At 75.2% G+C, this 25,786-nt stretch carries 23 protein-coding genes and 1 pseudogene; 11 read left to right on the top strand and 13 right to left on the bottom strand.

Translation table 11 applies throughout. The features are described 5' to 3' along the window. Positions 1-50: 50 nt before the first annotated feature. From ACWH4W_RS23590 to ACWH4W_RS23570, 5 genes are all read right to left on the bottom strand, one after another. Positions 51-1,127, bottom strand: a complete 1,077-nt coding sequence (locus ACWH4W_RS23590; RefSeq protein ID WP_473077854.1) for a cobalamin B12-binding domain-containing protein — start codon at positions 1,125-1,127, stop codon at positions 51-53. Next, positions 1,124-2,701 carry a PP2C family protein-serine/threonine phosphatase gene (locus tag ACWH4W_RS23585; RefSeq protein ID WP_473077853.1) on the bottom strand — a complete coding sequence of 526 codons (1,578 nt, stop codon included), beginning with the start codon at positions 2,699-2,701 and terminating at the stop codon, positions 1,124-1,126. Before ACWH4W_RS23585 ends, ACWH4W_RS23590 begins: the two co-directional genes overlap by 4 nt. A 235-nt stretch (positions 2,702-2,936) precedes the next feature. Beyond that, positions 2,937-3,650, bottom strand: coding sequence for an adenosylcobinamide amidohydrolase (locus ACWH4W_RS23580; protein ID WP_473077852.1), 714 nt, complete (start codon positions 3,648-3,650; stop codon positions 2,937-2,939). A gap of 74 nt (positions 3,651-3,724) precedes the next feature. After that, positions 3,725-4,144, bottom strand: a complete 420-nt coding sequence (locus tag ACWH4W_RS23575) for an ATP-binding protein (protein ID WP_473079244.1) — start codon at positions 4,142-4,144, stop codon at positions 3,725-3,727. 80 nt (positions 4,145-4,224) lie between these two features. Further along, entirely contained in the window at positions 4,225-4,374 is a 150-nt protein-coding gene (locus ACWH4W_RS23570) for a hypothetical protein (RefSeq protein ID WP_473077851.1), read from the bottom strand. Positions 4,375-4,574: 200 nt separating this feature from the next. On the opposite strand from ACWH4W_RS23570, the gene ACWH4W_RS23565 reads away from it, so the two are divergent. Continuing rightward, on the top strand, positions 4,575-5,015 hold the full coding sequence (locus ACWH4W_RS23565; protein ID WP_473077850.1) for a hypothetical protein: 441 nt from the start codon (positions 4,575-4,577) through the stop codon (positions 5,013-5,015). Positions 5,016-5,118: 103 nt separating this feature from the next. Then, positions 5,119-6,759 carry a phosphoglucomutase (alpha-D-glucose-1,6-bisphosphate-dependent) gene (gene pgm / locus ACWH4W_RS23560; RefSeq protein WP_473077849.1) on the top strand — a complete coding sequence of 547 codons (1,641 nt, stop codon included), beginning with the start codon at positions 5,119-5,121 and terminating at the stop codon, positions 6,757-6,759. 129 nt (positions 6,760-6,888) lie between these two features. On the opposite strand, the gene ACWH4W_RS23555 is transcribed toward pgm, so the two are convergent. From ACWH4W_RS23555 to ACWH4W_RS23545, 3 genes are all read right to left on the bottom strand, one after another. Beyond that, complete coding sequence (locus tag ACWH4W_RS23555) at positions 6,889-7,401, bottom strand: hypothetical protein (RefSeq protein WP_473077848.1); 513 nt, start codon at positions 7,399-7,401, stop codon at positions 6,889-6,891. A gap of 247 nt (positions 7,402-7,648) precedes the next feature. Continuing rightward, positions 7,649-7,771, bottom strand: coding sequence for a hypothetical protein (locus ACWH4W_RS23550; RefSeq protein ID WP_473077847.1), 123 nt, complete (start codon positions 7,769-7,771; stop codon positions 7,649-7,651). 34 nt (positions 7,772-7,805) lie between these two features. Beyond that, positions 7,806-8,789, bottom strand: a complete 984-nt coding sequence (locus ACWH4W_RS23545; RefSeq protein WP_473077846.1) for a helix-turn-helix transcriptional regulator — start codon at positions 8,787-8,789, stop codon at positions 7,806-7,808. A gap of 82 nt (positions 8,790-8,871) precedes the next feature. Between ACWH4W_RS23545 and ACWH4W_RS23540 the strand changes: the two genes are divergently transcribed. From ACWH4W_RS23540 to ACWH4W_RS23520, 5 genes and pseudogenes are all read left to right on the top strand, one after another. Continuing rightward, a complete protein-coding gene (locus ACWH4W_RS23540; protein ID WP_473077845.1) occupies positions 8,872-9,696 on the top strand; it encodes an NmrA family NAD(P)-binding protein in 825 nt (274 codons plus the stop codon). A 41-nt stretch (positions 9,697-9,737) separates the two neighbouring features. Next, positions 9,738-10,396, top strand: a pseudogene (locus ACWH4W_RS23535) (alpha/beta hydrolase); the annotation flags it as partial. A 68-nt stretch (positions 10,397-10,464) separates the two neighbouring features. After that, on the top strand, positions 10,465-10,860 hold the full coding sequence (locus ACWH4W_RS23530) for an AraC family ligand binding domain-containing protein (protein WP_473077844.1): 396 nt from the start codon (positions 10,465-10,467) through the stop codon (positions 10,858-10,860). Between the two features lie 53 nt (positions 10,861-10,913). After that, positions 10,914-11,246 (top strand): barstar family protein, encoded by a 333-nt coding sequence (locus ACWH4W_RS23525; protein ID WP_473077843.1) that lies wholly within the window; start codon positions 10,914-10,916, stop codon positions 11,244-11,246. A gap of 224 nt (positions 11,247-11,470) precedes the next feature. Next, complete coding sequence (locus ACWH4W_RS23520; protein WP_473077842.1) at positions 11,471-12,493, top strand: hydroxyacid dehydrogenase; 1,023 nt, start codon at positions 11,471-11,473, stop codon at positions 12,491-12,493. A 280-nt stretch (positions 12,494-12,773) separates the two neighbouring features. Here ACWH4W_RS23520 and ACWH4W_RS23515 read toward each other — a convergent pair whose 3' ends face one another. Beyond that, positions 12,774-13,637, bottom strand: a complete 864-nt coding sequence (locus ACWH4W_RS23515) for a hypothetical protein (RefSeq protein ID WP_473077841.1) — start codon at positions 13,635-13,637, stop codon at positions 12,774-12,776. Positions 13,638-14,495: 858 nt separating this feature from the next. Here ACWH4W_RS23515 and ACWH4W_RS23510 point away from each other — a divergent pair. Then, positions 14,496-15,353 carry a hypothetical protein gene (locus ACWH4W_RS23510; RefSeq protein WP_473079243.1) on the top strand — a complete coding sequence of 286 codons (858 nt, stop codon included), beginning with the start codon at positions 14,496-14,498 and terminating at the stop codon, positions 15,351-15,353. Between the two features lie 613 nt (positions 15,354-15,966). Here ACWH4W_RS23510 and ACWH4W_RS23505 read toward each other — a convergent pair. Both ACWH4W_RS23505 and ACWH4W_RS23500 read right to left on the bottom strand, forming a co-directional pair. Further along, a complete protein-coding gene (locus ACWH4W_RS23505) occupies positions 15,967-16,959 on the bottom strand; it encodes an MASE1 domain-containing protein (protein ID WP_473077840.1) in 993 nt (330 codons plus the stop codon). Positions 16,960-17,020: 61 nt separating this feature from the next. Further along, positions 17,021-17,851: a PP2C family protein-serine/threonine phosphatase gene (locus ACWH4W_RS23500; RefSeq protein WP_473077839.1), complete on the bottom strand. Its 831-nt coding sequence runs from the start codon at positions 17,849-17,851 to the stop codon at positions 17,021-17,023. 128 nt (positions 17,852-17,979) lie between these two features. On the opposite strand from ACWH4W_RS23500, the gene ACWH4W_RS23495 reads away from it, so the two are divergent. The 3 genes from ACWH4W_RS23495 to ACWH4W_RS23485 all read left to right on the top strand — a co-directional run bounded on the left by ACWH4W_RS23495 (position 17,980) and on the right by ACWH4W_RS23485 (position 23,359). Beyond that, a complete protein-coding gene (locus ACWH4W_RS23495) occupies positions 17,980-18,327 on the top strand; it encodes a hypothetical protein (protein ID WP_473077838.1) in 348 nt (115 codons plus the stop codon). A gap of 109 nt (positions 18,328-18,436) precedes the next feature. Continuing rightward, positions 18,437-21,121, top strand: a complete 2,685-nt coding sequence (locus tag ACWH4W_RS23490) for an NPCBM/NEW2 domain-containing protein (protein WP_473077837.1) — start codon at positions 18,437-18,439, stop codon at positions 21,119-21,121. A gap of 186 nt (positions 21,122-21,307) precedes the next feature. Further along, the gene (locus ACWH4W_RS23485) at positions 21,308-23,359 is read left to right on the top strand and encodes a discoidin domain-containing protein (RefSeq protein WP_473077836.1); all 2,052 of its coding nucleotides are present in this window, start codon (positions 21,308-21,310) and stop codon (positions 23,357-23,359) included. Between the two features lie 219 nt (positions 23,360-23,578). Here the strand turns inward: ACWH4W_RS23485 and ACWH4W_RS23480 are convergent, their stop codons facing one another. Together ACWH4W_RS23480 and ACWH4W_RS23475 are read right to left on the bottom strand one after the other, a co-directional pair. Continuing rightward, a complete protein-coding gene (locus tag ACWH4W_RS23480) occupies positions 23,579-25,159 on the bottom strand; it encodes a glycerol-3-phosphate dehydrogenase/oxidase (protein ID WP_473077835.1) in 1,581 nt (526 codons plus the stop codon). Then, complete coding sequence (locus tag ACWH4W_RS23475; protein WP_473077834.1) at positions 25,156-25,764, bottom strand: TetR/AcrR family transcriptional regulator; 609 nt, start codon at positions 25,762-25,764, stop codon at positions 25,156-25,158. The genes ACWH4W_RS23480 and ACWH4W_RS23475 overlap by 4 nt, the downstream gene beginning before the upstream one ends. Between the last annotated feature and the right edge of the window lie 22 nt (positions 25,765-25,786).

Raw genomic sequence — 25,786 nt, 5'->3', positions numbered from 1 at the left:
AGCGCGACCGCTCATGCCCCGGGGAGCGTGACGCTCACGCCCCCCTCCCGTCAGACCACCGTGTCCGTGACCGCCGGGTCGGTCCTGCCGGTCAGGTGGGCGGCGCCGGCGCGGACCATGCCGAGGGCGCGCGGGAAGTCGTGCAGATGGTCGGCGAGGATGTCCAGGCCGGTCACCAGGGAGTGCGGCGGGACGTTGCGCGCGGACAGCACGTCCGCCGTCCAGCCCAGGAAGTCGGTGAACACCTCCACGGCGTCCACGTAGAGGGCGGTGGCCAGGAAGTCCACGACGTGCGCCAGGTCCTCCGCCGTGCGCTCCCGCTGCGCCTCGCTGTACTCCCGCATCGGCGGAAAACGGCGTTCCAGCTCCGCCAGCGTCTCCTTGACCAGCCGGCCGCGCGACTGGGCGACCATGCTGTACTCCTGGTCGGCCAGGTGCGGCAGGTCGTCGACGGCCTGCCGGACGCCCGTGGGCCTGTCCAGCCCGGCCTCCAGCACGGCCGCGGCGCCCCGTGCGTCCGGGGCCCACCCGTCGGCGCCCAGGGCGCGCGCGTACCGCCCGTCCACGCCGAACGCCCTGCCTCCCGCCACCACCGGCACGCCGACCGACCGGCAGGCGGTGATGGCGGTGTGCGCCCGCGGCAGGTGGGTGGGGATCGACCCGGACAGCAGCACGGCGTCGGAGTCGGTGTGGTGCTGGTGGGCGACCAGGTGCGGCGTCGGCGTCTGCGCGCCGAGGTAGTCCACCTGCCAGCCGCGCAGCCGCAGCGTCTCGGCGACCAGCCGCGCCGGGAACGCGTGCCATTCGCCGTCCACACAGCTCACCGTGACCCGGCCCCGGCGGGTTGCCGGCCGGATGCCGGGGGACAGATGCGCGAGGGCGGTGATCACCCGCTCGTTGATCGCCGTGGCGGCGTGCTCCTGGGCGACGCTGATGCGGTCGGCCGCCCACTCGACACCGACCCTCGCCTGCACCGCCGCGACCACGTCGAGCAGCAGGTCCTCCTCCTGCCAGCCGTCCGCCAGGGCGCCGCGGACGACGTCGACGGCGTCGTACTCGTCGCCCTCGATGACCGCCTTCCACAGCGCCTCGCCCAGTTCACCGGCCGAGGACCGGGGACCGCTCATGCCTTCCTCCGTGCTCGTCCGTGCTCACCGGCCGGTGCGCCGTCGTCCGCCGGGTGGCCGTTGCGCGGGGCGCCGATGGCGACGACGGCCATGTCGTCGTGCCGGCTGCCCGGCTCCAGCCACTGCGCTGCCAGCATCTGCACATGTTCCACCAGCGCCTCGCCCGGCATGCCGCCGCATCCCCCGAGGGCCTGCCGCAGCCGCTCCTCGCCGAACAGCTCGCCGCCCAGGGGCCCGCCGCGGGCCTCGGTGATGCCGTCGGTGTAGAGCAGGCACGTGTCGCCGGGGGCGAGGACGGTCTCCACGGTGCGCGCGGTCACCTCGGGCAGCGCGCCCACGAGGGTGCCCTGCGTGGGCATCTCCTCGACCCGGCCGTCCGTGCGCACCACGAGCGGCGGCAGATGCCCGGCGCTGGTGAGCCGCAGCCGTACCGAGCCGCCGTCCTGGCGGTTCACGGAGGCCAGCACCAGGGTGGCGAACCGGGCGTGGTGGGAGGTGAGCAGGGCGCTGTTGAGCATGCGCAGCACCCGGAGGTGGTCGGAGGCGAGCGGCAGCAGCGCGTGCAGCGTGTTGCGGATCTTCCCGGTGAGCACCGCCGCGTCCAGTCCCTTGCCGGCCACGTCGCCCAGCGCGACGAACGTCTCGGCGGACTCGTCCGGGCCGGGGTGGACGTCGTAGAAGTCGCCGCCGACCCGCTCGTGGTCCATGGCGGTGCGGTAGCGGCCCGCGTAGTCGACGCCGTGCACGCGGCTCAGCGGCGGCGGCAGCAGCTCCCGCATCAGGGTGCCGGTGATGGCGGTCTGCTCGCTGTACAGGCGCGCCGCCGACAGGGCGGTGCCCGCGCGTGAGGCGAACAGCCGGGCGAAGACCTCCTCCTCGGGCGAGAACCCCTTCTCGGTGTCCGAGCGCAGCAGGATCAGGGCGCCGGCGGGCACCCCGTGCCCGGGCAGCGGCGTGACCAGCACGGAGCCGACCGGCCCGGAGAAGCCCTCGGGGACCACCCAGTCCGGTACGGCGTCCGGGTTGATCCAGCGGGCCGGCACCGGCGGGAAGCCGCGCAGGGCCTCGTCGAGGCCGGGGACGGTGAGCGGGTCGATCTGCCGGGTCTCCCGCACCACCCGCTGCCCGCGCAGGGCGCGGGTGACGGCGTACCGGTGGCCGATCGGCGGGGTGATCAGCACGGCGGCCTCGGCGAGGTGGTCGGTGGCCATCCGGGCGGCGACCTCCGCGCAGCGCGGCACGTTGAGGGAGGACAGCAGGGTGCTGAAGAGGTCGGAGGTGGCGTCGGCCCGCTCACGGGTCTCCCGCACGGCCGCCTGAGCCCGCACGAGATCGGTACGGTCGAACAGCCACCAGGCCACGTGGCCGTCTCCGGTGGGGGAGGGCCGGGCCTCGTAGGAGCGGTCGCCGAAGGCCCCGGCCGGCGCGTCCGCCGTCGGGCCGTCGGTTCCGGCGACCTGGCGCCGGTGCGCGTCGGCCAGCCAGGACGGCGGGGTGTCGGAGGCGAGGGAGGCCGCGGTGAGGCGGCGGGCGGCGCGGTTGCGGCCGACGATCCGGCCGCAGGTGTCCAGCACCAGCACAGGGCAGGGCGCGTCGTCCCACGTGGGAACGGATCCGTCGCGCGTATCGCACGGACCGGCGCCGGAACCGGGGGAAGGAATCACGAACGAGGTGCGCGCCGCGCACCCACCCCCTTTCTCGTCGGCGTGAGCAGGTACGGCGGCAACGGTCCCCCATCTGTGCCCGCGAAGCAACCTGCCTGCTCGACCAGGCAGTCCATGGGGCGCCGGGTACCCCGGAACAGGTGTTTCATGTCCGGCGGCGGACGGCGGGACGGTCCCGGTCGGCCGCGGTCACGGCGTCCCGTACGGCCCGGTGCACGGCGCGTGCCAGCCGCGCCCCCCACAGCGACCGGGGCCCGGCGAACGCGTGCGCCTCCCGGTGCGGGGCGGGAGCGTCGGCGACCACGCACACCGCGTCGGTGGGGGTGCCGGAGCAGTCGTACCCGCTCTCCACCAGCGCCTGGACCTTCGCCTCCGTGGCGGTGGCCACCGCGTTCACCAGGGCCGCGTCGGACAGCGCGGCCGGCACGGCCACCACGACGTTGACGGTGCCGGGATCCGGGGCGCCCGCCGCGCCCTCACCGGGCCACGCGGCCCAGCCGCGCACGTCGATCCCCGCTGTGACGAACGCCTCGGCCCCCGCGTCACGCGCGTGCGCGTACGACGACACGTCGGCCGCCGTCATCAGGCCCACTCCCGGACCGCGCACGCCCGCGTCCGCGGCGAGGGAGGCGAGGTGCCGCTCCGGGTCGGTGCGCCGGTAGCCGTGCGCCACCTGTGCGTTGAGGACCCAGGCCCGCTCGCCGATGCCGCCGCCCAGCACCGCGCTGCTGATCATCCGGCGTTCGGGCCCGGCGGTCCACAGCAGGGCGTGCAGCCGTTCACCGTCCTCGGTACGGGTCAGCCGGCGCGGAGCCGGCAGGGCGGGCGTGGCGGGGTACGGGGGCAGTACGGCGGTCACCGTGCGGGGCTCCTTGCGGGGGTCGGCCCGACCGATCGTAGGCCGTGCCGGGTCCGCGCCCCGCGCCGGGGCGATCATCCGGAGGCGTCGGCCTCCGGCGACCGGAAGCAGGCGGTGACCGTCTTGCCGTGGGGACAGGGGCGGGCCTCCCACGTGTCGGCCAGGACGTCGACCAGCAGCATGCCGCGCCCGCCGACCCGCTCCTCGCTCGGCTCGCGCGGCGTGGGCAGGGAGGCGGACCCGTCGTGCACCGAGATGTGCAGGCAGCGGGTGTCCCACGACATCACCAGCTGCGCGTCGGTACCGGCGTGCACGTGTGCGTTGGTGACCAGCTCCGACACCGTGAGCAGCACGTCGTGGACCGTCTCGGGAGCGGTCTCGTCCCACCCCAGGGAGGCGAGGTGCTCCTGCGCCCAGTCACGGGCCGCCTTGACCCCCTGGCCCATCGGCAGGGAGCGGGCCCATCCCACGGTGCGGACCGACGATTCCTTCATGAAGTCCTTTCCGGTCATCTCCGGTCATCGGCCTGCCGTCCGCACGGGTGCGTGCCGGACGGCGCGGGCGAGGGGCCGGCTCAGCGCCGGCCGCCGCGCAGCCGTCCCAGCAGCCGCTGGGCCTGCGCCCGCCGCCGGGGGTCGGACGCGGCCCGCCGCAGCTGCTCGGTCGTGCGGCGTCCCTGCGGACTCCGGGCGAACTGCTTGATGCGCTCCACCATGCCGGGCATGACAGCTCCTCTCGGTAGCGTCGGCGGTGCGTCCCCGCCGTCCTCCGACTACCTCTCTACCCCCTGCGGCCGGGTACAGCCCGGCGCGGGGCGGGAATCTCAAACACCGCCCGCTTCCGGTGCGTTGACGATCGCCGACCGTGGGCAGCGCCTCGTGACCGGATGTGTTTGCCGCCCGTGACTGCGGCAAACAGGTGTCCATGACCGAACAGAACAAGAACACGAACCGGAAGACCTCGACCGCCGGGTCCGCGGCGTCCAAGGCCAAGTCGGCCACCGCGAACGCCACCGACAAGGCGACCGGGTCCGCGAAGAGCGCCGCCGACGGCGCCGCGGGCAAGGCGACCGACGCCGCGTCGGCGGCCGCGTCCGGCACCCAGCGCGCGGCCCGCGCGGCGAACGGCGCCGCCCAGTCCGCCGTCAAGGGCGTGGAGGCCGGCCGCCGGGCCGTCGTCACCGCCTCCGGGCAGGTCGCCGCGGGCGCCAAGACCGCCTGGACGGTCATCGCCAACCGCAGGCTGGTCGCCGCCGGCGCGGCCGCCGGACTGACCGCGCTGACGGCCGCCTCCTACGCGGTGGGCCGTCGTGCGGAGCGTCACACCCACGGGCCCCTGACCCGGATGACCGGCGGACGTATCTGACGGCACCGGGGGCCGGAGCGGACCCCGTTCGCGCGGCGACGCCCCGGCGGGGAAAGATGTCTCCGCAAGCGTGACAACCGACCTTTTGCGGAGGAGTGGGCACATGCAGCACGAGCGAGCGGGCGGTCCGGCCGGCCCTGAGGATCTCGTCGACGTCGCTCGGCTGGTCACGGCGTACTACGCGCTCCGCCCCGACCCGGACGACCCGGGGCAGCGCGTCACGTTCGGCACCTCGGGGCACCGCGGCTCGTCGCTGGCGGCCGCGTTCAACGAGGACCACATCGCCGCGACCAGCCAGGCCATCTGCGAGTACCGCGCCGCACAGGGCACCGACGGACCGCTCTTCCTCGGCGCGGACACCCACGCCCTCTCCGAACCGGCGCGGGTGACCGCCCTGGAGGTGTTCGCCGCCAACGGCGTGACGGTGCTCGTCGACAGCGCCGACGGCTACACCCCCACCCCGGCCGTCTCGCACGCCGTGCTCACCCACAACCGGGGCCGCGGCACGGGACTCGCCGACGGCGTCGTCGTCACCCCGTCCCACAACCCGCCCGCCGACGGGGGGTTCAAGTACAACCCGCCCAGCGGCGGGCCCGCGGGCTCGGACGCCACCGGCTGGATCCAGGAACGCGCCAACGGGATCATCCGCGGCGGACTCAAGGACGTCCGCCGCATCCCGTACGCCCGCGCCCTCGCCGCGCCCGGCACCGGCCGGTACGACTACCTCGGCACGTACGTCGCCGACCTGCCGAACGTGCTGGACCTGGACGCGATCCGCGCGGCCGGCGTCCGCATCGGCGCCGACCCGCTGGGCGGCGCGTCCGTCGCCTACTGGGGCCGGATCGCCGAGGAGCACCGGCTGGACCTCACGGTGGTCAACCCGCTCACCGACCCCACCTGGCGGTTCATGACGCTCGACTGGGACGGCAAGATCCGCATGGACTGCTCGTCGCCGCACGCGATGGCGTCCCTCATCGGACAGCGCGACCGCTTCGACATCGCGACCGGCAACGACGCTGACGCCGACCGGCACGGCATCGTCACCCCGGACGCCGGCCTGATGAACCCCAACCACTATCTCGCCGTCGCGATCGGCTACCTGTACGCGCACCGCGAGCGGTGGCCCTCGGGAGCGGGCGTCGGCAAGACCCTGGTGTCGTCCGCGATGATCGACCGCGTCGCCGCCGACCTGAAGCGCGAGCTGGTCGAAGTGCCGGTCGGCTTCAAGTGGTTCGTGGACGGACTGATCGGCGGGACGCTCGGCTTCGGCGGCGAGGAGTCGGCGGGGGCGTCCTTCCTGCGCCGCGACGGCTCGGTGTGGACCACCGACAAGGACGGCATCATCCTGGCGCTGCTCGCCTCCGAGATCACCGCGGTCACCGGGAAGACGCCGTCCCGGCACTACGCCGAACTGACCGAGCGCTTCGGGGAGCCCGCCTACGAGCGGATCGACGCCCCGGCGACCCGCGAGGAGAAGGCCCGCCTGGCGAAGCTCTCACCGGCCCAGGTCACCGCGGCCGCCCTGGCGGGGGAGCCGGTCACCGCGGTGCTCACCGAGGCGCCCGGCAACGGCGCGTCCATCGGCGGCATCAAGGTGACCACGGAGAACGCCTGGTTCGCGGCCCGCCCGTCGGGGACCGAGGACGTGTACAAGATCTACGCCGAGTCGTTCCGGGGCCCCGAACACCTGCGCCGGGTGCAGGAGGAGGCCGAGGCGGTCGTCCTGGCGGCGCTGGGCGGCTGAGCGGACGGTGTCCGCCCCGCGTCGTGATCACACGGCGCGGGGCGACGGCGTGCCGGCCGGATCGTCAGGCGGCCTTGCCGGCCGGGTCCGTCGGCCGAATCTTTCGGCCGGACCTGTCGGCCGGACCTGTCAGCCGGTCTGGATCCCGGTGGCCGACGGGGTGGTGAGCCCCGCCGGCACGGACGTCCCCGGGGGCAGCGTCACGGGGGCCTCCTCGGACTGCTGGAGCACGGTGTCGCCGGGCCCCTCGGCAGGGGCGCCGGTGCCGGTGGACAGCCGGGACCAGGCGCCCAGGGCCAGGGCGATCGCGGTGGCCGTCCCCACGACGCGCCCGACCCGGCGCAGCCGGGCGCGCCCGTCGAGTTCACGCCAGGCCGGGCCCTCCCAGGGGTCGTCGGGGTGCCAGAGGTCGCCGACGGCGTCCGCGGTGTCGTGGCGGGGCGGCCGCGGTGGTGCCTGAGGCGCCGGGTGCGGGGACCGCCCCGCCGCCCGTTGCCGTGCGGAGGGCTCCTTCGGCGCGGACGTGCGGATGGCGTGCTCGCTGTCCATGAGGAACCGCTGCCAGACGTCGTCCGGCAGGGACGGCACGCCGTCCTCCCGATCCCGCGGCGCTCCGCCGTCGTCCGGTCCCTGCGCGGTCACGTCCGTCCATTCCTCTCGTGTGCCGGAGCCCGCCGACGACACCACGGCGCACGCGCACCCCCGGGCCCGCCAGGATCATTGCACAGCGCGGAACGACGAAACGACGGACCGGCACGCGGGTACGGACGGCGGACACGGGGTGGCCGACCCGCACCGGGCGGTCAGCCGGCGCCGACCGGGACGACGCGGACGCCGCACCGTCCGGCGTCCGCAGCCGCGCACCGCGGCGGGCGGGCGCCCTCGCCCGTCACTTCCGCCTCCCCGCCTCCTCGCGCGGGCCGAGCGGGGAGAGGCACTTCACGGCGAGGACGCCCGTGGCCCCCCGCCGCTCGATCTCCCGCAGGGAGCGGACGACGCCGTCCACGAGCACCGCCGGAGGGCGACCGCGGGCCTCCTGATCGCGGTCAGCGGCCGGCTTCGACCGGTTCGCCCCCGGGCCAGGCCGCCCGCCGCAGCCGGGCGGTCAGCGTCCGCAGCCGCTCCACCAGTTCCGGCGGTTCGTGCACCACGAAGTCGAAGCCGAACGTGGCCACCCACACCGCCAGATGATCGAGACTGTCGGAGCCGATGCGCAACAGACACGACGCGTCGTCGACCGGCTCCACCGTGCCGAGCGTCGTCGGCACCTCGGCGGCCACCTCCGTCGCCGACCCGCGCATCGTCAGCACGGCCCGGTAGCGGTACCGGTCGGTGGTACGGCCCGCCGACAGATACGCCACCAGATCCTCGGCCGGCAGCGGCCGGGAGCCGAAGCGGGGGCCGGCGGGCACCCGCAGCTCCAACCGGTCGACCCGGAACCGGCGCCAGTCCGACCGTCCGGTGTCCCATGCGAACAGGTACCAGCGGCGCGCCTCGTGCACCAGCCGGTACGGCTCCACGTCACGCACCGTGCGCTCGCCGTCGTGGGAGACGTAGTCGAAGCGCAGCCGGTGACGGTCCCGTACGGCCGAGGCGATGGTGCCGAGCGTCGACGGGTCGACGGTGGGGCCCGGTACGGGCACGGTGACCAGGGCGGCGTCGAGCGTGTTGACGCGGTGGCGCAGTCGGGACGGCAGCACCTGGTCCAGTTTGGCCAGGGCCCGGACCGAGGTCTCCGCGATGCCGGTGACGGCGCCCGACGCGGCCGTCCGCAGCCCTACCGCCACGGCGACCGCCTCCTCGTCGTCGAGGAGCAGCAGGGGCAGCGAGGCGCCCGTCCCCAGCCGGTAACCGCCCCCGACACCGCCGACGGCCTCGATCGGGTAGCCCAGGGTGCGCAGTCTGTCCATGTCGCGCCGCACGGTCCGCGCGCTGACCCCGAGCCGGTCCGACAGGTCCCGACCCGACCAGTCCCGTCGGGTCTGCAGCAGACCGAGCAGACGCAGCAGCCGCGCCGAGGTGTCCAGCATGGCGGGAGTCTCGCACCGATCGCGGCCAGGAGGTGACCGCGAGGGTTCCTAGCGTCGGCGGCACGACGTGAAGGAGATTCCCATGACGATTCTCGTGACCGGTGCCACGGGCCATGTCGGACGTCCCCTCGTGGAGCAGCTGCTCGCGGCCGGCCACCCGGTGCGCGCGCTGACCCGCGACCCGGCAAAGGCCGGTCTCCCGGCGGGTGCGGAGGTTGTCGCCGGGAACCTGGCGGACACCGCGAGCCTTGCCCGGGTGTTCGACGGGGTGACGGCCGCCCACCTGATCAGCTTCGACGGCGGGGACTTCTCCCCGCTGACCAACGGCGAGGAGATCGCCGGCCTGGCGCGCCGGGCCGGCGTGCGCCGGGTGACCGTGCTGGGGGGCGATGTGGAGCAGAGCCCGCTGGAGCGGGCGGTCGAGGCCGCCGGCCTGGAATGGACGCGCCTGTCACCGGTGGAGTTCATGTCCAACGCGCTGGAGTGGGCGGAGTCGGTCAGGACCGAAGGCGTGGTCCGTGAGGCGTTCCCCGAGGCCAGGAGCGCCATGGTGCACGAGGCGGACATCGCCGCGGTCGCCGCCGTGGCCCTCACCCGGGACGGGCACGCCGGCCGGGAGTACTGGCTCACCGGGCCGGAGGCCCTGACGCCGTCCGACAAGGTGCGTGTCCTCGCCGAGGTGCTCGGCCGCGAGGTGCGCTACGTCGAGCTGTCCCGGGACGAGATCGTCGCGCAGTGGCACCGGGAGGGTTACTCGGACGAGGACATCGAGTTCTTCCTGACGATGCGCACCGATCCGCCGGAAGCCGGTCGCACGGTGCTGCCGACGGTGGAGAAGGTGACCGGCAGTCCGGCCCGCACCTTCGCCCGGTGGGTGAGGGAGAACGCGGCGGCGTTCGGCGGCTGACGGCGGAACACGGGTGCGCGGCACGGGATGTGCGGAACCGCCACGACGGGAGCTCGTCCGTCGCCACGGACGCCGCCCTCATACGGCCGGACGCCTTCCGCGCGGTGGCGACGCTCAGCGTGCCCTACGCCCCGCGCGGCGGGCCGAGGCCCGGCACGGCCTTCGCGTCGATGGGCGGCGACGAGGAGTTCCACGTCTCCTGCTTCCAGGAACCGGGCCGCGCCGAGGCCGGGATCGAACCCGGCGTACGGGGCCGGCTCGCCGGGGTCCACGCGGCCCTGTCCGCCGACACCATGCCCGCACCCGGCGCGCCCTCGCCGTACTTCGCCGGGCCGGGCGGAACCCTCCGCGACGGTTCCCGGCGGACCGGCTGTCCAGGTGGCTCGGCGAGACCGAACCCGAGCCGCTCTCTGGGGAGTCCGAGTGCACGAGGTCGAGCGGGGCGCCGGCCCGCCACCGTGCCGCGGACCGGGATCGGGAAGACCTCGCCGCGTACGACGGGGCTCCGCCGGCCCAGCCGTCCCTGTGCGTCGGTGGTGAACTGGCCGACGCGATCGACGTCCTCCCGGTCACGCTGCCCGGCCTGGTGGCCTCGCACATCCTGAAGAGCTGCGGCCACCGGGGCCGGCAGGAACGTCCCGAGGACACCGACCGCCCCCTGACGGACCGGCTCGCCGCCCTGGCCCCGGCCGCGTGCTAGGTTCCCGCACGACAGCAAGCGCGTGACCCCCGGCGCGGCCGGGAAATCGGGACGGACGGCGGCGATCCATGACGTCGGAGCACACCGGCACACCGGACGGCGAGGCACCCCTGCCTCGGATCCTCTGCGACACGGCCGCACTGGCCGCCGCCGGCGACGGGGCCGCCGGCGCGCTGTGGCGGCTCGCCGAGTCAGGCCGTCAGCTCGACGCCAACGTCGTCCGCCTGCCGCCCGGTCACCGGGTGGACACCCACCGCGAGCCCGACCTCGACGTCCTCCTGCTGGTCCTCGCCGGCCACGGCACGCTCACCGCCCCGGACGGCGAACACCCCCTGCCCACCGGCACCCTGACCTGGCTGCCCCACGGATCCACCCGCGCCCTGGCAGCGGGCCCGGACGGCCTCACCTATCTCACCGTCCACCGCCGCAGACCGGGCATGACCATCCGCACGCGCGAGGCGTGACCGGCCGGCACGGGAGGAGGCGGGGGGCGAGTGCACGTCGAGGAACACGCCGAGTGGGGGCGGGACGTCCCGGTGAGACACCTCCTCGCGCAGGAGTCCACCGGCTCGACGGCCGGTTCGTCACGGACGTCCCCGGCCTGCACTGCGCCCTCGCCGAAGCCCTGCTCGGACCCGGCCGCTACTTCGGACGGGAGTGGAACGCCTTCGGGGACTGCCTGGGCGGCGGTTTCGGCGTCGTCCCGCCCTTCACGCTGATGTGGCACGACTCCGAGGTCGCCCGCCGTGCACTCGCGGACGTGGTGTACGACCTCGAGAACGGTCTCTCCTACTTCGAGGAGGTCGTCGCGCACCTCGAACGCTGTGGTGTCACCGTCGTGCTCGAGTGAGCCGCGCGAGCGCGGGCCGCTGAGCGGCCCACGGAAGCGGAAGGGAGACGCCCGCAGCAGCTCCGCCCCGGCCCCGCCGGAGCACGGCCCCGTGGCCGTCACGGGATCGCTGCTCGCCGTGGTGCCGCCGGTCCTCGCCCTCGGCCCGTTCCAGCGCTTCCGGCGCAGCGGTCCGACCGCCGGCGTCGTGCAGTGAACGCCCACGCAAGGAGTCACCGCCCCACATGACCGAGCCCACGCCCGGCCCCCGTCCCCGCGCCGCCCTCGCCATGTCCCCGGACGTCGCCGCGGCCGTCCTCGACCCCGAGACCCGTGCCGCCCTCGCCGCCCTGTGCGACCTCGCCCCGACGGTGCTGGAGGACCTCACCACGCCCGCCGCCCGCGCCGCGCTCGCCGACCGCGAGCTGCTCGTCACCGGCTGGGGCTGTCCGCCCCTGGACGACGACGTGCTGCGGAGCGCGCCCCGGCTGCGGGCCGTGGTGCACACCGCCGGCAGTGTCCGCGGCCATGTCACCGACGCCTGCTGGGACCGCGGCGTCGAGGTGTCGTCCGCCGCCGCGGCCAACGCCGTGCCGGTCGCCGAGTACACCCTCGCGATGATCCTGCTCACCGGCAAACGGGTGCTGGAGAGCGCCCGCGACTACCGCACCGCCCGCGTCCGCGCCGACTGGCTGCGCACCCCCCGCTCGGTCGGCAACCACCGCCGTACCGTCGGCATCCTGTCCGCGTCCCTCACCGGCCGCCGGGTGATCGACCTGCTGCGCCCGCACGACGTCGAGGTGCTGCTGCACGACCCGTACGTCGACGACGACGAGGCCGCGCGGCTCGGTGTGCGCACCGTCGGACTCGCGGAACTGTTCCGGCGCGGCGACACGGTCAGCGTGCACACCCCGCTGCTGCCCGAGACCCGCGGACTGGTCTCCCGGGACCTGATCGGCGCCATGCGGCCCGGCGCCGTGCTCATCAACACGGCACGCGGCGCGGTCGTCGACCAGGACGCGCTCACCGACGCCGCCGTGGCCGGCCGCATCCGCGCCGTGCTCGACGTGACCGACCCCGAAGTCCTGCCGCCCGACCACCCGTTGTGGGACTGCGAGCACGTCCTGCTCACCCCGCACCTCGTCGGCTCGCGGGGCAACGAGTGGCGCCGGCTCGCCGACACGGCCGTCTCCGAGGTCGCCCGCTGGGTCTCCGGGGAGGGCTTCCTGCACCCCGTCCGACGCGAAAGGCTGGCCTTCCTCGCCTGAGCGTCCCGTTCGAACTGCCCGCCGGGGCAGGCGGCTCATGGCCGCCTGGCGTCGGGTCACCCCCGGCAGCGCCCTGCTGCACCTGCCGGGCCGCCCGTCCCGGTCGGGGAGGCGCTCCGACGGACCGGAGGGCCGCGCCAGGACGTCCCTCGCCGTCGGCCCGGACGCCCCGCACCCGGAGCGGGCGGTGGCGGTGACCGATGTGCGTGTGGACGACGGCGCCGTGGAGGTCGTCCGGGCGGAGGACGGCTCCCGCGCCCGTGAACGAGGCCGGCCGGCCTCAGGACCGCGCGTCCGACGCCCGCTCCGGGGCCGGCGTGCCGCCGTCGGGCGCGGTGTAGAACACCGAGGTGCCCTGCTTGGTGCGCTGGGCCTGGTTGCGCGCGACGAGCCCCTCCAGCGTGGAGCGGACCACCGTCACCTTGACGGTGCGTCCGGGATGCGCCTCGCCCAGCGCCGCGGCGACCTCCGCCGCCGAGCGCGGCTCGTTCTGCTCGTCCAGATGCCGACGGACGAGGTCGACCAGCTTCGGCGCGTCGCCCTTGGCAGGCGCCGAAGCCTTCGCCGAGGCCGTCGCCCTGCGCGGTGCCTTCACCGCCGACGCCTTCCCCGCGGGCTTCGCGGTGGCCGGCTTGCGCGCGGACGTGGCACGGGCGGGCTTCGCCGCGTCGGCGGACGTGCCCCCGGCCTTCGTCGAGGAGACGTCCCCGGACCTGGCCGCAGTACCCGCCGGCACCTTCTTCCGGGCCCGCTTCGGCTTCTCCGCCCCGGACCCGAGGCCGCTGCGGCTGCGCGGAGCGGGCACGGTGGCCTGGCCGGACACGGTTGCCTCCTCGGCCGGCTCGTCGGCCTGCTGCTCGTCCGAGGGCTCGGTGACCGAGGCGGGTTCGACGCCGCCCCCGGCGTCCGCCGCAGGAACGACAGGCGCCGCGGCACTCGCGGGCGCGGCCGCCAGGTCCAGCGCCTGCCGCACCTTCACCAGCAGGGCGTGGTCGCGCTGGAGCGCGGCCAACTGCCCCTGGAGTTCCGCGATCTCGGCGCTGACCCGCTCCTGCTCCTTGGCGTTGCGCTCGAGGTCGTTCGCGACCTGGGTGACGTACTGCGACGTGAGATCGGTGGTGGCGACGGTCGAGTGGTCGGACATGCGGGTGTCCTTTCGTCGTGGGGTCTGCCGGTGGCCAGTCATGGTACGGCCGGTGGGGTTGACCGTTTCTCCTCCGCACACTCCCGAAGGGCTGCGCGGTTGACGTCCGCGGGACTCGAGGGGGCTCCGCTCACCGCCCACCGCTTCGACCCCGACCGCGGCGACACCGTCCCCCTCGACGTCCCGGAGCGCCACGTACGGCGTCTGCGCGTCCGGGCGACCGCCACGCCTGCTGGAACGCGGCCCGGCCGTCCGCGCTCGAGGCGGACGGCGAGGACGCGGGAGGGAGCCCCGGTCAGCCACCGGCCCACGGGACCGGTCCGGCACTGGGGCCACCCGTCGAGGCCTCCTGCACGATTCACTCCTTCGTGGCAGCCCACGCCGACGACGGGCGCACGGGCGCCTATCGGGACCGCCCGGGCACCGTGCTCCACGGCTCGGCGTACGACGGCGTCCGGTCCACGACGGGCGGGGGCGCCCTGCCGGACGTGCGGATCCCGGACGTCACCGTCAGCGAGTCCGACGACGGCGCCGGCATCCCCGTCAGGGGCGGGGTCCGGGGCGGCGCCACCCCGACGCACGCCACCCTCACCGGTTCGGCGGAAGGCGACGTGCCGACCGAACCGGGCGTCACCTTCGTGACCGGCCGGCAGGCGTTCACACGCCGGTTGCTCCGTCCGGCGGGACCGCACCCCACGCGAGGGTGCGGTCCCGTCGCCCGTACGGTCCCTTGCCGGGAGGCGTCGTGCCGCGGGCGGCGCCGGTCGCGGGCGGCGCGGACGAGGGACTTCGCACGGACGCGCGCGGGGAGCCGAGGCGTTCACGGGAAGACGAAGTCACGCTGAGGGCATGGCTTCAATGATCGACTGCCCGGACCGTGCGCCCCGCGTCGCGTCCGGCGCCGCCCGGCGGCCGTCCGCCGGACCCGTCCGCCTCCGCACCGGGGTGTGGCTGCGGGCCGTCGTCCTCGTCCTCCTCGCCGCCCTCACCGGGTGCGGGACGGACAGCGGCACGGGCGTCCGGGACGACCCGGCCGCCACCGGCGGCACCGCACGCGAGAACCCGTCCGCGACCGCCCCGGCGGCCGGAGCGGCCGGCACCGCGCGGGGCCGCCCGGCCGCCGGGGCGCCCGCCGTCATCCCCGGCCTCGGCCCCCGCACCCGGGCCTGGATCCCGGCCGGCGCACGCCAGGTGCTCGTGGTCACCGGACGCGACCGGAACGCCAACCACTCCGAGGCCGTGCTGTACCGGCACACCGGCACCGGCTGGGAGGCCGGCCCCGCCTGGCCCGCCCGCAACGCGCTGAAGGGCTGGACCGACGACCACCGGGCGGGCGACCTGCGCTCGCCCATCGGCGTCTACACCCTCTCCGACGCCGGCGGACTGCTCCCCGACCCCGGCACCCGGCTGCCCTACGACCGGTCGGACGGATTCGTCGTCAGCGGCACCGGCTTCGAGGGCGAACCGCTGGAGGGGTCCTTCGGCTACGTCGTCGCCATCGACTACAACCGCGTACCCGGTACGTCCCCGCTGGACCTGACCCGGCCGCTGGGCGCCGACCGGGGCGGCGGCATCTGGCTGCACGTCGACCACGACGGCCCCACCCAGGGCTGCGTGAGCCTGAGGGAACAGCACATGCGGGACCTGCTGCTCGCCCTCGACCCCGCGCTGCACCCGGTGGTCGTCATGGGCGACGCCGCGTCCCTGCGCACCTGACCACCGCCCCGGACGGGCCGGCAGGCCAGGGGGGTGATGCCTGCCCCCGGGACGCGGCTCCAGCCCATCCCCCGCGCGGCCGTCGTCGCCGGCCGGGACGTGCCGCCCGGGAGGGGGTCCGCCCGGCAGGCACACGACGACGGCCGGTACTCCGGGTTGTAGAGGACGCGGTGGCGTGCACACGGTCGAACGCGGGGCGCCCCCGGTGACCGGCCGCGGCGACCGGCCACTGCCCCGTGCGCACCCAGCGGTCCGGTGTCGCCGGTGAGACGGCGTACTCGGCGTCGCTCGGCACGGAGTGCTCGTCGGTGAACGTCCGCGCGGGCCACCGCCAGCGGTGCGCGCCCCGCACCGCGTAGCGGCGGGCCGCCTCGTGCCCGACGCACGCGGTCGGGCCGTTCTCGGCGTGCGGCGTCGGCACCGGGACCGCGACCCGCCCGGCGAGGCCGCTGCCGTACGGCAGGTCGCGCACGGCCGGCGGTGAGGCGGTGAACCGCTCCAGCCCGCGTCGAGCGCCTTGTCGTCGTACGCACCGGAGGACCGCACCCCGCGGTCGGAGAACGGGTCGCGTCGGCCCGGCCGCTCGCGCACGCCGCTCGCGCACGCCGAGCGTTCAGCCCGCGCCGGGGTCCTCCTCCCGCTGCGGCCGTCCGGGCAGGGCGGACTCGCCCGCCGTCAGATGCTCCAGCACCTCCACCAGTTCCTGGCACGCCCGCTCCACGGACCGCCGGGTGTTGTGCTGCTCGGTGATCACCGCGGACAGCAGCAGCGAGGTCAGGGCCGCCGCCGCGTTGAACGCCTGCAGACTGACCATGATCTGCGGCTCCGACAGACGCGCGAACGTGCCCGCCCGTTCGGTCGCCGCGTCCGTGGCCATCAGGGAGGCGAACAGGGCGCACAGCACGCTGCCGGGCAGCTCGAACCGCAGCGCCGCCCAGATCAGCAGCGGGTAGACGGAGAACAGCAGACTGGCCGAGCCGTGCGTGGCGAACGGCACGAGGACGCCCGCGACCACCACCAGGCTCAGCGCCTCCTTCCAGCGCCTCCAGTGCACGGGGGAGCGCATCCGGGGCAGGATCAGCAGCACCGGGGCGACGAGCAGCACCCCCATCGCGTCGCCCACCCACCAGGCCAGCCACACCGGCCAGAAGCGCCCGGCCGGCAGGTCACCCGTGCCGAGGAGGACCAGCGTGCCGGTCGTGGAACTGATCAGCATGGCGGCGAACCCGCCGAGGAACACCAGGCTGAGGCAGTCGCGTAATCGGCCGAGGCCGGTGCGGAAACCCGCCCTGCGCAGCAACAGGTACGCGCACAGCGGCGCCACGGTGGCGCCGAGGAGCACGCCCAGCGACGACCACTCCAACGACGTGAGGTGGACGAGCACCAGCAGCGCGCCCAGGGTGATGCCCGGCCAGCAGCGCGGTCCGAAGAGCAGCAGGGAGGCGACGGCGACCCCGGTCGGCGGCCAGACGGGGGACACCACCGAACCGCCGACGGTCAGTTCGTACAGCAGCCCGAGGCGGCCTCCGGCGTAGCAGCAGGCGGCGACGGCCAGCGTCTGGAGCGCGTAGACGGCCGGTGTACGGAGATCCTGGCGAGCCACCACACCTGCCATCACACACCGAGGCGGCCGCGACGGCGAGGTGAGAGGCGCGGGGCTGTCGGCCCTATGGCTGACCGCCCGGCCGGTCGTGCCCGATCACCAGCACCGCCGCGTCGTCGTCGTGCCCCACCTCGGTCGCGCCCTTGATCACGGCGGCGGCGAGCGCGTCCGCGTCCATGCCCGCCACCGCCGCGATGCCCGCGAGCCGCGAGACCTGCTCCAGCCCCTCGTCCAGATGCAGCGACGGACCCTCCACGACCCCGTCGGTGACCATCACGAACACCCCGCCGGAGTCCAGCCGGTACCGGGTCACCGGGAACACCGCGCCGGACTGCACGCCCAGCGGCGGACCGCCCTCGTCGTCCGTCACGCCGGACCGCCCGTCCGCCGTGGCCCACACGCACGGCAGATGACCGGCGCGGGCGCTCTCCAGCAGCCGGGTCTCCGGGTCGAGGCGCAGGAAGGTGCAGGTCGCGAAGAGGTCCGAGCTCAGCGTCAGCAGCAGCTCGTTCGTCCGCGCCAGCAGCTCGCCCGGGTCGCTGTCCACGGAGGCCAGCGCCCGCAGCCCGACCCGGACCTGCCCCATGAAGGCGGCCGCCTCGATGTTGTGGCCCTGCACGTCGCCGATGGACAGGCCGATCCGCCCGTCGGGCATGGTGAAGGCGTCGTACCAGTCGCCGCCCACGTTGAGGCCCTGGTTGGCGGGCACGTACCGCACCGCGAGCCGTACGCCGTCGGCGGCGGGCAGCCCCCTCGGCAGCATCCCGCGCTGCAGGGCCACGGCCAGCTCCACCCGGGAGCGCTGCACCTCCGCCGCCGCACGGGCCTGGGCCGTCAGCGTCCCGAGCCTGGTCAGCAGCTCGTCGCCGTGGTCCTTGGAGCCGGTGCGGGACATGGATCACTCACTCGGACGGGGACACTCCCGGTCCGCCCTCGAAGGGGACGAACCGGAGGAAAGCCGCATGCACCAGGATGATAGGCAGAACGCGTTTGGCCGGGCCAGTCGGTGTGAAGGCTGGCCGCATGGAGCAGCGCGAGATCATGCAGCGGAGCGTCGGCATCCTCACGGAGGCCCTGGAGATGCGGCGCCGGCTGCGCGCGGACCCGGAGGCCGACGTGACCGCCGACAGCGCGGTGGCCGGACTGCTGGAGGACATGCTGCCGCGCATCCAGCTCCCGGCCGACGCCACCGCGCGCGAGGTGGCGGAGATCGTCACCGAGAAGCTCGGGCCGGCCATCGTGCAGATCACCTCGGCGCTCACCTTCGCCTTCGTCCAGCTCGCCGAGATCCACGACGAGGGCCGCACCGACGTGTCGTCCGCCGACGTCCTGCGCTCCATCTCGCTGCACTACGAGACCGAGAGGGATTGAGCCGTCGTCGAACCGCCTTGTGACACACGGCGGTTGAGGAGCGGGTGAGTGGGAAGGGTTGTCCCGCGACTCAGCCCGACAACGATGTCACCCCTGGACGGAGGCCCTCGTGCCCAGATCGTCGCGCTCAGCGCCAGGCGGCCCGCTCCGGACGCTCCCCGCCACCCTCCTCACCCTGCTGCTCTCCGCCGTGCTCGCCCTGTCCGCCCTCACCGCGCCCGCGCAGGCCGCCGGGCGGGGCGGTGCCTGGACCGTGCACCAGCCCGGCGCGCCGCGGGACGGCGTCACGGCCGTCGTGCGCCTCGACCCCGCGGACGGCACCCTCACCCTGACCGCGCGCAAGGGCGCCACCACGGTGCTCGAACCGGCCCCCCTCGGCATCGTCACCTCCGCGGCCGACCTCACCTCGGGACTGCGCGCGGAGTCCCGGCACACCCGGCAGGTGACCGAGCGGTACGTCATGACCACCGGCAAACGGCTCCGCCGCACCGCGCGCATGACGGAGACGCGGTTCACCTTCACCGGCCGGGACGGCGCCCGCCTCGGCCTGGTGGTCCGGGTCGCCGCCGACGGCGTCGCCTACCGCTACGTCCTGCCCGGCCCCGGCACGGTCACGGTGCGGCGGGAGGCGTCCGCGTTCCGGCCGCCCGCCGCCGCGCGGGCCTGGCTCACGCCCTACTCGGTCAACTACGAGCGCCTGTACGCCCCGGCCACCGCGGCGGGCGCGGCCGCCGGCGCCTACGCCTACCCGGCGCTGTTCCGGGCCGGGGAGACGTACGCCCTGCTCACCGAGTCGGACGTCGACGGCCGGTACGACGCGAGCCGGCTGCTCCACGAGGGCGACGGGCACTACGCGGTGCGCCTGGCGGACCCGGAGGTGACCTCGCGGGGGCCGCTGGCCACGCCCTGGCGGACGGCCGTCGTCGGCGACCTCGCCACCGTCACGGAGTCCACCCTCGTCGACGACCTCGCCCCGCCGTCGCGCATCGCGGACACCTCGTGGATCCGGCCCGGCAAGGTCGCCTGGTCCTGGCTGGACGGCTTCGGCGCCGCGCAGCGCGACCTCGCCGCCCAGCAGCGCTTCGTCGACCTCGCCGCGGCCCACGGCTGGCCGTACACCCTGGTCGACGACGGCTGGAAGACCACCGACTGGATGCCCGAGCTGATCGCGTACGCCCGGCAGCGGGGCGTCGACGTCCTGCTCTGGGTGCACTACAGCGACCTGGACACGGCGGCCGAGCGCGCCGCGTTCCTGCCCCGGGTGAAGCGGTGGGGCGCGGCCGGACTGAAGATCGACTTCATGGACTCCGACTCCCAGGAGCGCTTCCGCTGGTACGACGCCGTCCTCCGGGACACCGCCCGGCACCGGCTGCTCGTCAACTTCCACGGCGCGACCCTGCCCAAGGGCGTCCAGCGGACCTGGCCGCACGTGATGACCCTGGAGGCGGTGTACGGCGCCGAGCAGGGCACCGTGCCCGCGGCGGGGCTGACGGCGCTGCCGTACACCCGCAACGTGGTCGGCTCGATGGACTACACGCCGATGGGCTTCCAGTTCGGCGCCCGGACCGTCTCCGACGCGGCCGAGCTGGCGCTGTCGGTGGTCTTCGAGTCCGGCTTCCAGAACTTCGCCGGCTCGGTCGCCGCCTACCGGGAGCGGCCGGAGCTGACCCGGTTCCTGGAGCAGGTGCCGGCCGTGTGGGACGAGACGCGACTGCTGTCCGGGCGGCCCGGGGAGAGCGCGACCTTCGCCCGGCGCCACGGCGACCGCTGGTTCCTGGGCGGCGTCCACGCCGGTGCGGCCGGGACGGAGCGGGTGCCGCTGGACTTCCTGGGCGGCGGGCGCTGGCTGGCGGAGGTCGTCCGGGACGGAGAGGACGGCGGGCTGCTGCGCGAACGGCACCTCGTCACCCGCCGGGACGCCCTGGACGTGCCGACGGCCGAGCACGGCGGATTCGCCGCGCAGGTCTGCCGGTTCACGCCCGGCCGCGACACCTGCGACCGGCCGGTGACCAGGCTGCCGCTCACCGCGCTCACCGCCGGTCCGGCGCGCGCCGAGACGGACCCGGGAGGCTCCGTCGCCGTCACCGGCCGGTTCGCGGTGGAGGAGTCCGGGCCCGCCACGGAGGTCCGGCTGACGCTCGGCGTCCCCGACGGCTGGGCCGTCGACGGCGAGGACCCCACGGCCGCCGGACTGCCCACGGGGGAGGAGCTGTCGGGCGACTGGACCGTGCGGGCGCCGTCGGACGTGCGGCCAGGCGGTTACGACCTGACCGTGCGCGCGGAGTACCGCACGCCCCACCGGCCGGGCTCCGGGGTGCTGCGGGTGGAGCGCCCGGTGCGGGTGTTCGTGCCGGAGCCGGGCGTCACCTACGTGAGCGACCTGCCGTTCATCACCGAGCGCAACGGGTGGGGGCCGGTCGAGCGCGACCTGTCCAACGGTGAGCGCGACCTCGCCGACGGACGGTCGCTCACCCTGCGGGGCGCGGTGTACGACAAGGGCCTCGGGACGCACGCGGCCGGCGAGGTGGTCGTCGGACTCGACGGCCGGTACCGGCGGTTCGCGGCCGTGGTCGGGGTCGACGACGAGGTCGGCGGCAAGGGCACCGTGGCCTTCGAGGTGCTCGGCGACGGCCGGAGCCTGCTGACCACCGAGGTGCTCGGCGGCGCCGGCCCGGCCCTGCGCGTCGACGTGGACGTCACCGGCGTACGGCGGTTGACCCTGCGGGTGCTGGACGGCGGGGACGGCGTCGACTCCGACCACGCCGACTGGGCGGACGCGCGGCTCACGCCGTAGCGGCGGACGGGCGGGGCCACGGGCGGAAGGGCCGTGGCCCCGCCCGGCCGGCGGACGCGGGCGTGCGCACAGTCTTGACGGCGTACGCACAAATAGCGACGCTCCCCGAGGGGGGATCTGCGCGGATCGTGACGCCTCGCACGGCGAGCCCGGTCATGACCGCTCCGTCGACGGAGGGACCCGCCGGTGACCACTTCTCGCACAGGACGACCCCTCGGGGTCGTGACGCTGCTCCTCCTCGTCCTGGCCGCCGCGCTCACGCCCACCTCCAGTTCCGCCGCCGACGGCCCCTGGTGGGACCCGGTCGCCAGGCCCGCCCCGGACTCGCGGATCGGTGTGACCGGGGAGCCGTTCAAGGGGACCGACTCCGCCGGCCGGGTGCGCGGATTCGTCGACGCGCACAACCACATCATGTCCAACGAGGCCTTCGGCGGACGGCTCATCTGCGGCAAGGCGTTCTCCGAGAAGGGCATCGCGGACGCGCTCAAGGACTGTCCCGAGCACTATCCCGACGGCTCCCTCGCCGTCTTCGACTTCCTCACCAACGGCGGTGACGGCCGCCACGACCCGGACGGCTGGCCCACCTTCGCCGACTGGCCCGCGCACGACTCGCTGACCCACCAGCAGAACTACTACGCCTGGATCGAGCGCGCCTGGCGGGGCGGCCAGCGCGTGCTGGTCAACGACCTCGTCACCAACGGCGTCATCTGCTCGGTGTACTTCTTCAAGGACCGCGGCTGCGACGAGATGACCTCCATCCGCCTCCAGGCCCGGCTCACCCACCGGATGCAGGATTACGTCGACGCCATGTACGGCGGGCCGGGCAAGGGATGGTTCCGGATCGTCACCGACAGCGCGCAGGCGCGTGAGGTGATCGAGCAGGGCAAGCTGGCCGTGGTGCTCGGCGTCGAGATGTCGGAGCCCTTCGGCTGCAAGCAGATCCTGGACGTCGCGCAGTGCGACCGGGACGACATCGACGCCGGCCTCGACGAGCTGTACGACCTGGGCGTGCGCAGCATGTTTCTGTGCCACAAGTTCGACAACGCGCTGTGCGGGGTGCGTTTCGACTCCGGCGCGCTCGGCACCGCCGTCAACGTCGGGCAGTTCCTGTCCACCGGCACCTTCTGGCGCACCGAGCCGTGCACCGGCCCGCAGCACGACAACCCCATCGGCCTCGCCGCCGCCCCCGGAGCCGAGCGGCGCCTCCCCGCGGGCGTGGAGGTCCCGGCCTACGACGCGGACGCGCGGTGCAACGTGCGCGGGCTGACCGACCTCGGCGAGTACGCCGTGCGCGGCCTGATGCGACGCGCCATGATGCTCGAGATCGACCACATGAGCGTCAAGGCGGCCGGCCGGGTCCTCGACCTCTTCGAGGCCGCGTCCTACCCGGGCGTCCTCTCCTCGCACAGCTGGATGGACCTGGACTGGACCGAACGCCTCTACCGGCTCGGCGGGTTCACCGCCCAGTACATGAACGGCTCCGAGCGGTTCGTCGCCGAGGCCGGGCGCACGGAAGAACTGCGGGACGCGTACGGCGTCGGCTACGGCTTCGGCACCGACATGAACGGAGTCGGCGGCTGGCCCGCCCCGCGCGGGGCGGACGCCCCGGACCCCGTCCGCTACCCCTTCCGCAGCGCCGACGGCGGCTCCGTCCTCGACCGGCAGACCACGGGGCAGCGCACCTGGGACCTGAACACCGACGGAGCGGCGCACTACGGGCTGGTGCCCGACTGGATCGAGGACATCCGGCGCGTCGGCGGGCAGGACGTGGTGGACGACCTCTTCCGGGGCGCCGAGTCCTACCTGGGGACGTGGGGCGCCACCGAACGGCACCGCCCGGCGGAGAACCTCGCCCGGGACGCCCGGGCGACGGCCTCCTCCACCGAGTGGAACCCGTTCACCGACTACGCGCCCGCCCGGGCCGTGGACGGCGACCGGAGCACCCGCTGGGCCGGCGACCGGACCGACGACCAGTGGCTGGACCTCGACCTCGGCGCGACCCACCGGGTCGGACGCGTCACCCTCGACTGGGAACGCGCGTACGGCACTTCGTACCGCGTCGACGTGTCGGCCGACGGCACGCACTGGCGCACCGCATGGTCCACGACCGCGGGCGACGGCGGGCTGGACACGGCCGTGTTCACCCCCGTCGAGGCCCGTCACGTCCGCCTGCGGTTCCTGGACCGGGGGACGCGGTGGGGGTATTCGCTGCGCGAGGTCGGGGTGCACGGCGGCTGAGGAAGGGGAAGCCCGCGCCGGGTGCTCGCCCTCGCCCCTGGCCGTGGCGGCCCGGTGCGGCTTCTCCGGCTCCTCGACGCGACGCGACACGGCCGCCCGGCCCGGCTGTGCGCCGCGCCTCGTCGTCGCACGCCTCGCGGAGCAGGCCGTACTTCTCACCGGGCATGCCGCACGTCTCGCGGACCGGCACGAACGAGGCCGCCGATCCGGCGGCGACCGTCACGCGGGGCGGCGGGCGCTCCGCGGGAGGTCCTCCGCCAGCAGTGCGCGCACCGCGTCCAGCGCCGCGGCACGGTCGGCCGGGACCAGGCCGATGCGGGTACGGCGGTCCAGGACGTCCTCCTCGTCCAGCGCGCCCTCGTGCCGCACGGCCCACAGCACCTCCGCGCCGGTGACCGGGTGGCCGGGCAGGACCGGCCCGGCGAGGCGGGGGTCCCGCTCGGCGAGCGCCAGGACCGCCGGCGCCTCGGTGCCGTGGCGGCGGACCAGGCGGCGGGGCGCGGGCAGGCCGGCGAGGGCGTGCGGCGGAGCCGCGCCCACCAGGGGCAGGGAGGCGGTGGTGGACGGGCCGGCGGCCAGACCCCGGAGCCGGACGGCCGCGTCGACGGCGTCCTCGGCCATCCGCCGGTAGGTGGTGAGCTTGCCGCCGACCACCGTGACGACGCCCTCCGACGAGGTCAGCACCGCGTGGCGCCGGGAGACGTCGGCGGTCCGCGGCGGCGCGTCCGCGTGCTCCGGCGCGGTGTCCAGCAGGGGGCGCAGACCGGCGAACGCGCCCACCACGTCGTCGCGGCGCACCGGTACGCGCAGGACCGAGCAGAGGACGTCCAGCAGGAAGCCGATGTCCGTCTCCGGGGCCTCGGTGACGTCGGGGACGTCGCCGTCCACGGGTTCGTCGGTGAGGCCGACGTAGACCCGGCCGTCGTCCTGGGGGAGGACCAGGACGAAGCGGTTGGTCTCCCCGGGCACGGGGATGTGCAGTCCCGCGGCCGGCCGCCCGAGGCTCTCCGCGCGGAGCACGAGGTGGGTGCCGCGGGAGGGGCGGACGCGGACCCCGTCGACGAGGCCGCCCGCCCACACCCCGGTGGCGTTGATCACCGCGGAAGCGCGGATCTCGCCCTCCTCGCCGGTGCGTTCGTCCCGGACCCGCGCACCGGTCGCGGTCAGCTCCAGCGCCCGGACGCGGGTGAGGATCCGCGCGCCGCGCGCGGCGGCCGTCCGGGCCAGCGCGGTCACCAGCCGGGCGTCGTCGGTGAGCCGCCCGTCCCACGACAGCAGTCCGCCGCGCAGACCGTCGAGCCGCAGCGCGGGCACGAGACGGCGGGTCTCCACCCCGGAGAGCCGGCGCGGCGCCGGGAGCGTGGCCCGCGCCGTGCGCGCCGCCAGCCGCAGGGTGTCCCCGGCATGGAGACCGGCCCGCGCCAGGGCCGCCTGACCGTGCGACACCAGCGGGGTGAGCGGCAGCACGAACGGCTGTGCGCGGACCAGATGGGGCGCCGTGCGCTCCATCAGGATCCCGCGCTCCACCGCGCTCTCGTGGGCGACGCCGAGGCGGCCGGAGGCCAGGTAGCGGAGCCCGCCGTGGACCAGCTTGCTGCTGAAGCGGGAGGTGCCGAACGCCAGGTCGTGGGCGTCGACGGCCACCACCCGCAGTCCGCGCGCCGCGGCGTCCAGGGCGGCGCCCGCGCCGGTCACGCCGAGGCCGACGACCAGCACGTCCACGGCGTCGCCGTTCACGGAACCGGTCAGTTCGCGGGCGCGCCGGGCGGCCGACAGGGACGAGCCGCTGAGGGGGGTCATGGCGTGAGGGTCCTCTCCAGGATGCCGCGCAGCTCGCCGAGGAACGCCTCGGCGGTCAGCTCGGGGTCGTCCTCGTCGGTCATGGTCCGCAGGGACAGGGTGAAGGACTGCACGATCAGCAGCACCGACCGCGCCTGCCGTGCGACGGGCGCGACGCGCACCGAGCCGTCGGCGTGCCCCTCGCGCAGCACGCCGGCCAGCAGCTCCAGCAGGGCCTCCTGGCTCGCCCCGCGGCGGTCCAGCACGTAGGGGAGGAGCAGTTCGGGGTCGACGTCGAGGATCTTGCGGAAGAGCGGGTGGGCCACGAAGTCCCGCACCGCGACGACGAGTCCCTCGGTGAGCAGCTCCCGCGCGGACACGTCCGCTCTGCGCCCGGGCATGGCCCCGGTGGCCACCGCGATCCACTCCCGGGTCATCAGGTCGCCGACCAGGGACCGTACGTCGGGCCAGCGCCGGTACAGCGTCATGCGGGAGACACCGGCGCGGCGGGCCACGTCGGTGAGCGTGGTGCGGCGCACCCCGACGGCCAGCACGCAGTCGCGCACCGCGTCGAGCACCGCGTCGTTGTCCGAACCTGCCGAGCTGTTGTGACGGTTAGGCGTCATGTGTCACAGTGTAACGCCACGT

Source organism: Streptomyces sp. DSM 120436, assembly GCF_055778765.1.
The sequence above is the reverse complement of the archived record's forward strand: the minus strand, read 5'-3'. Positions and strand labels throughout refer to the sequence as shown.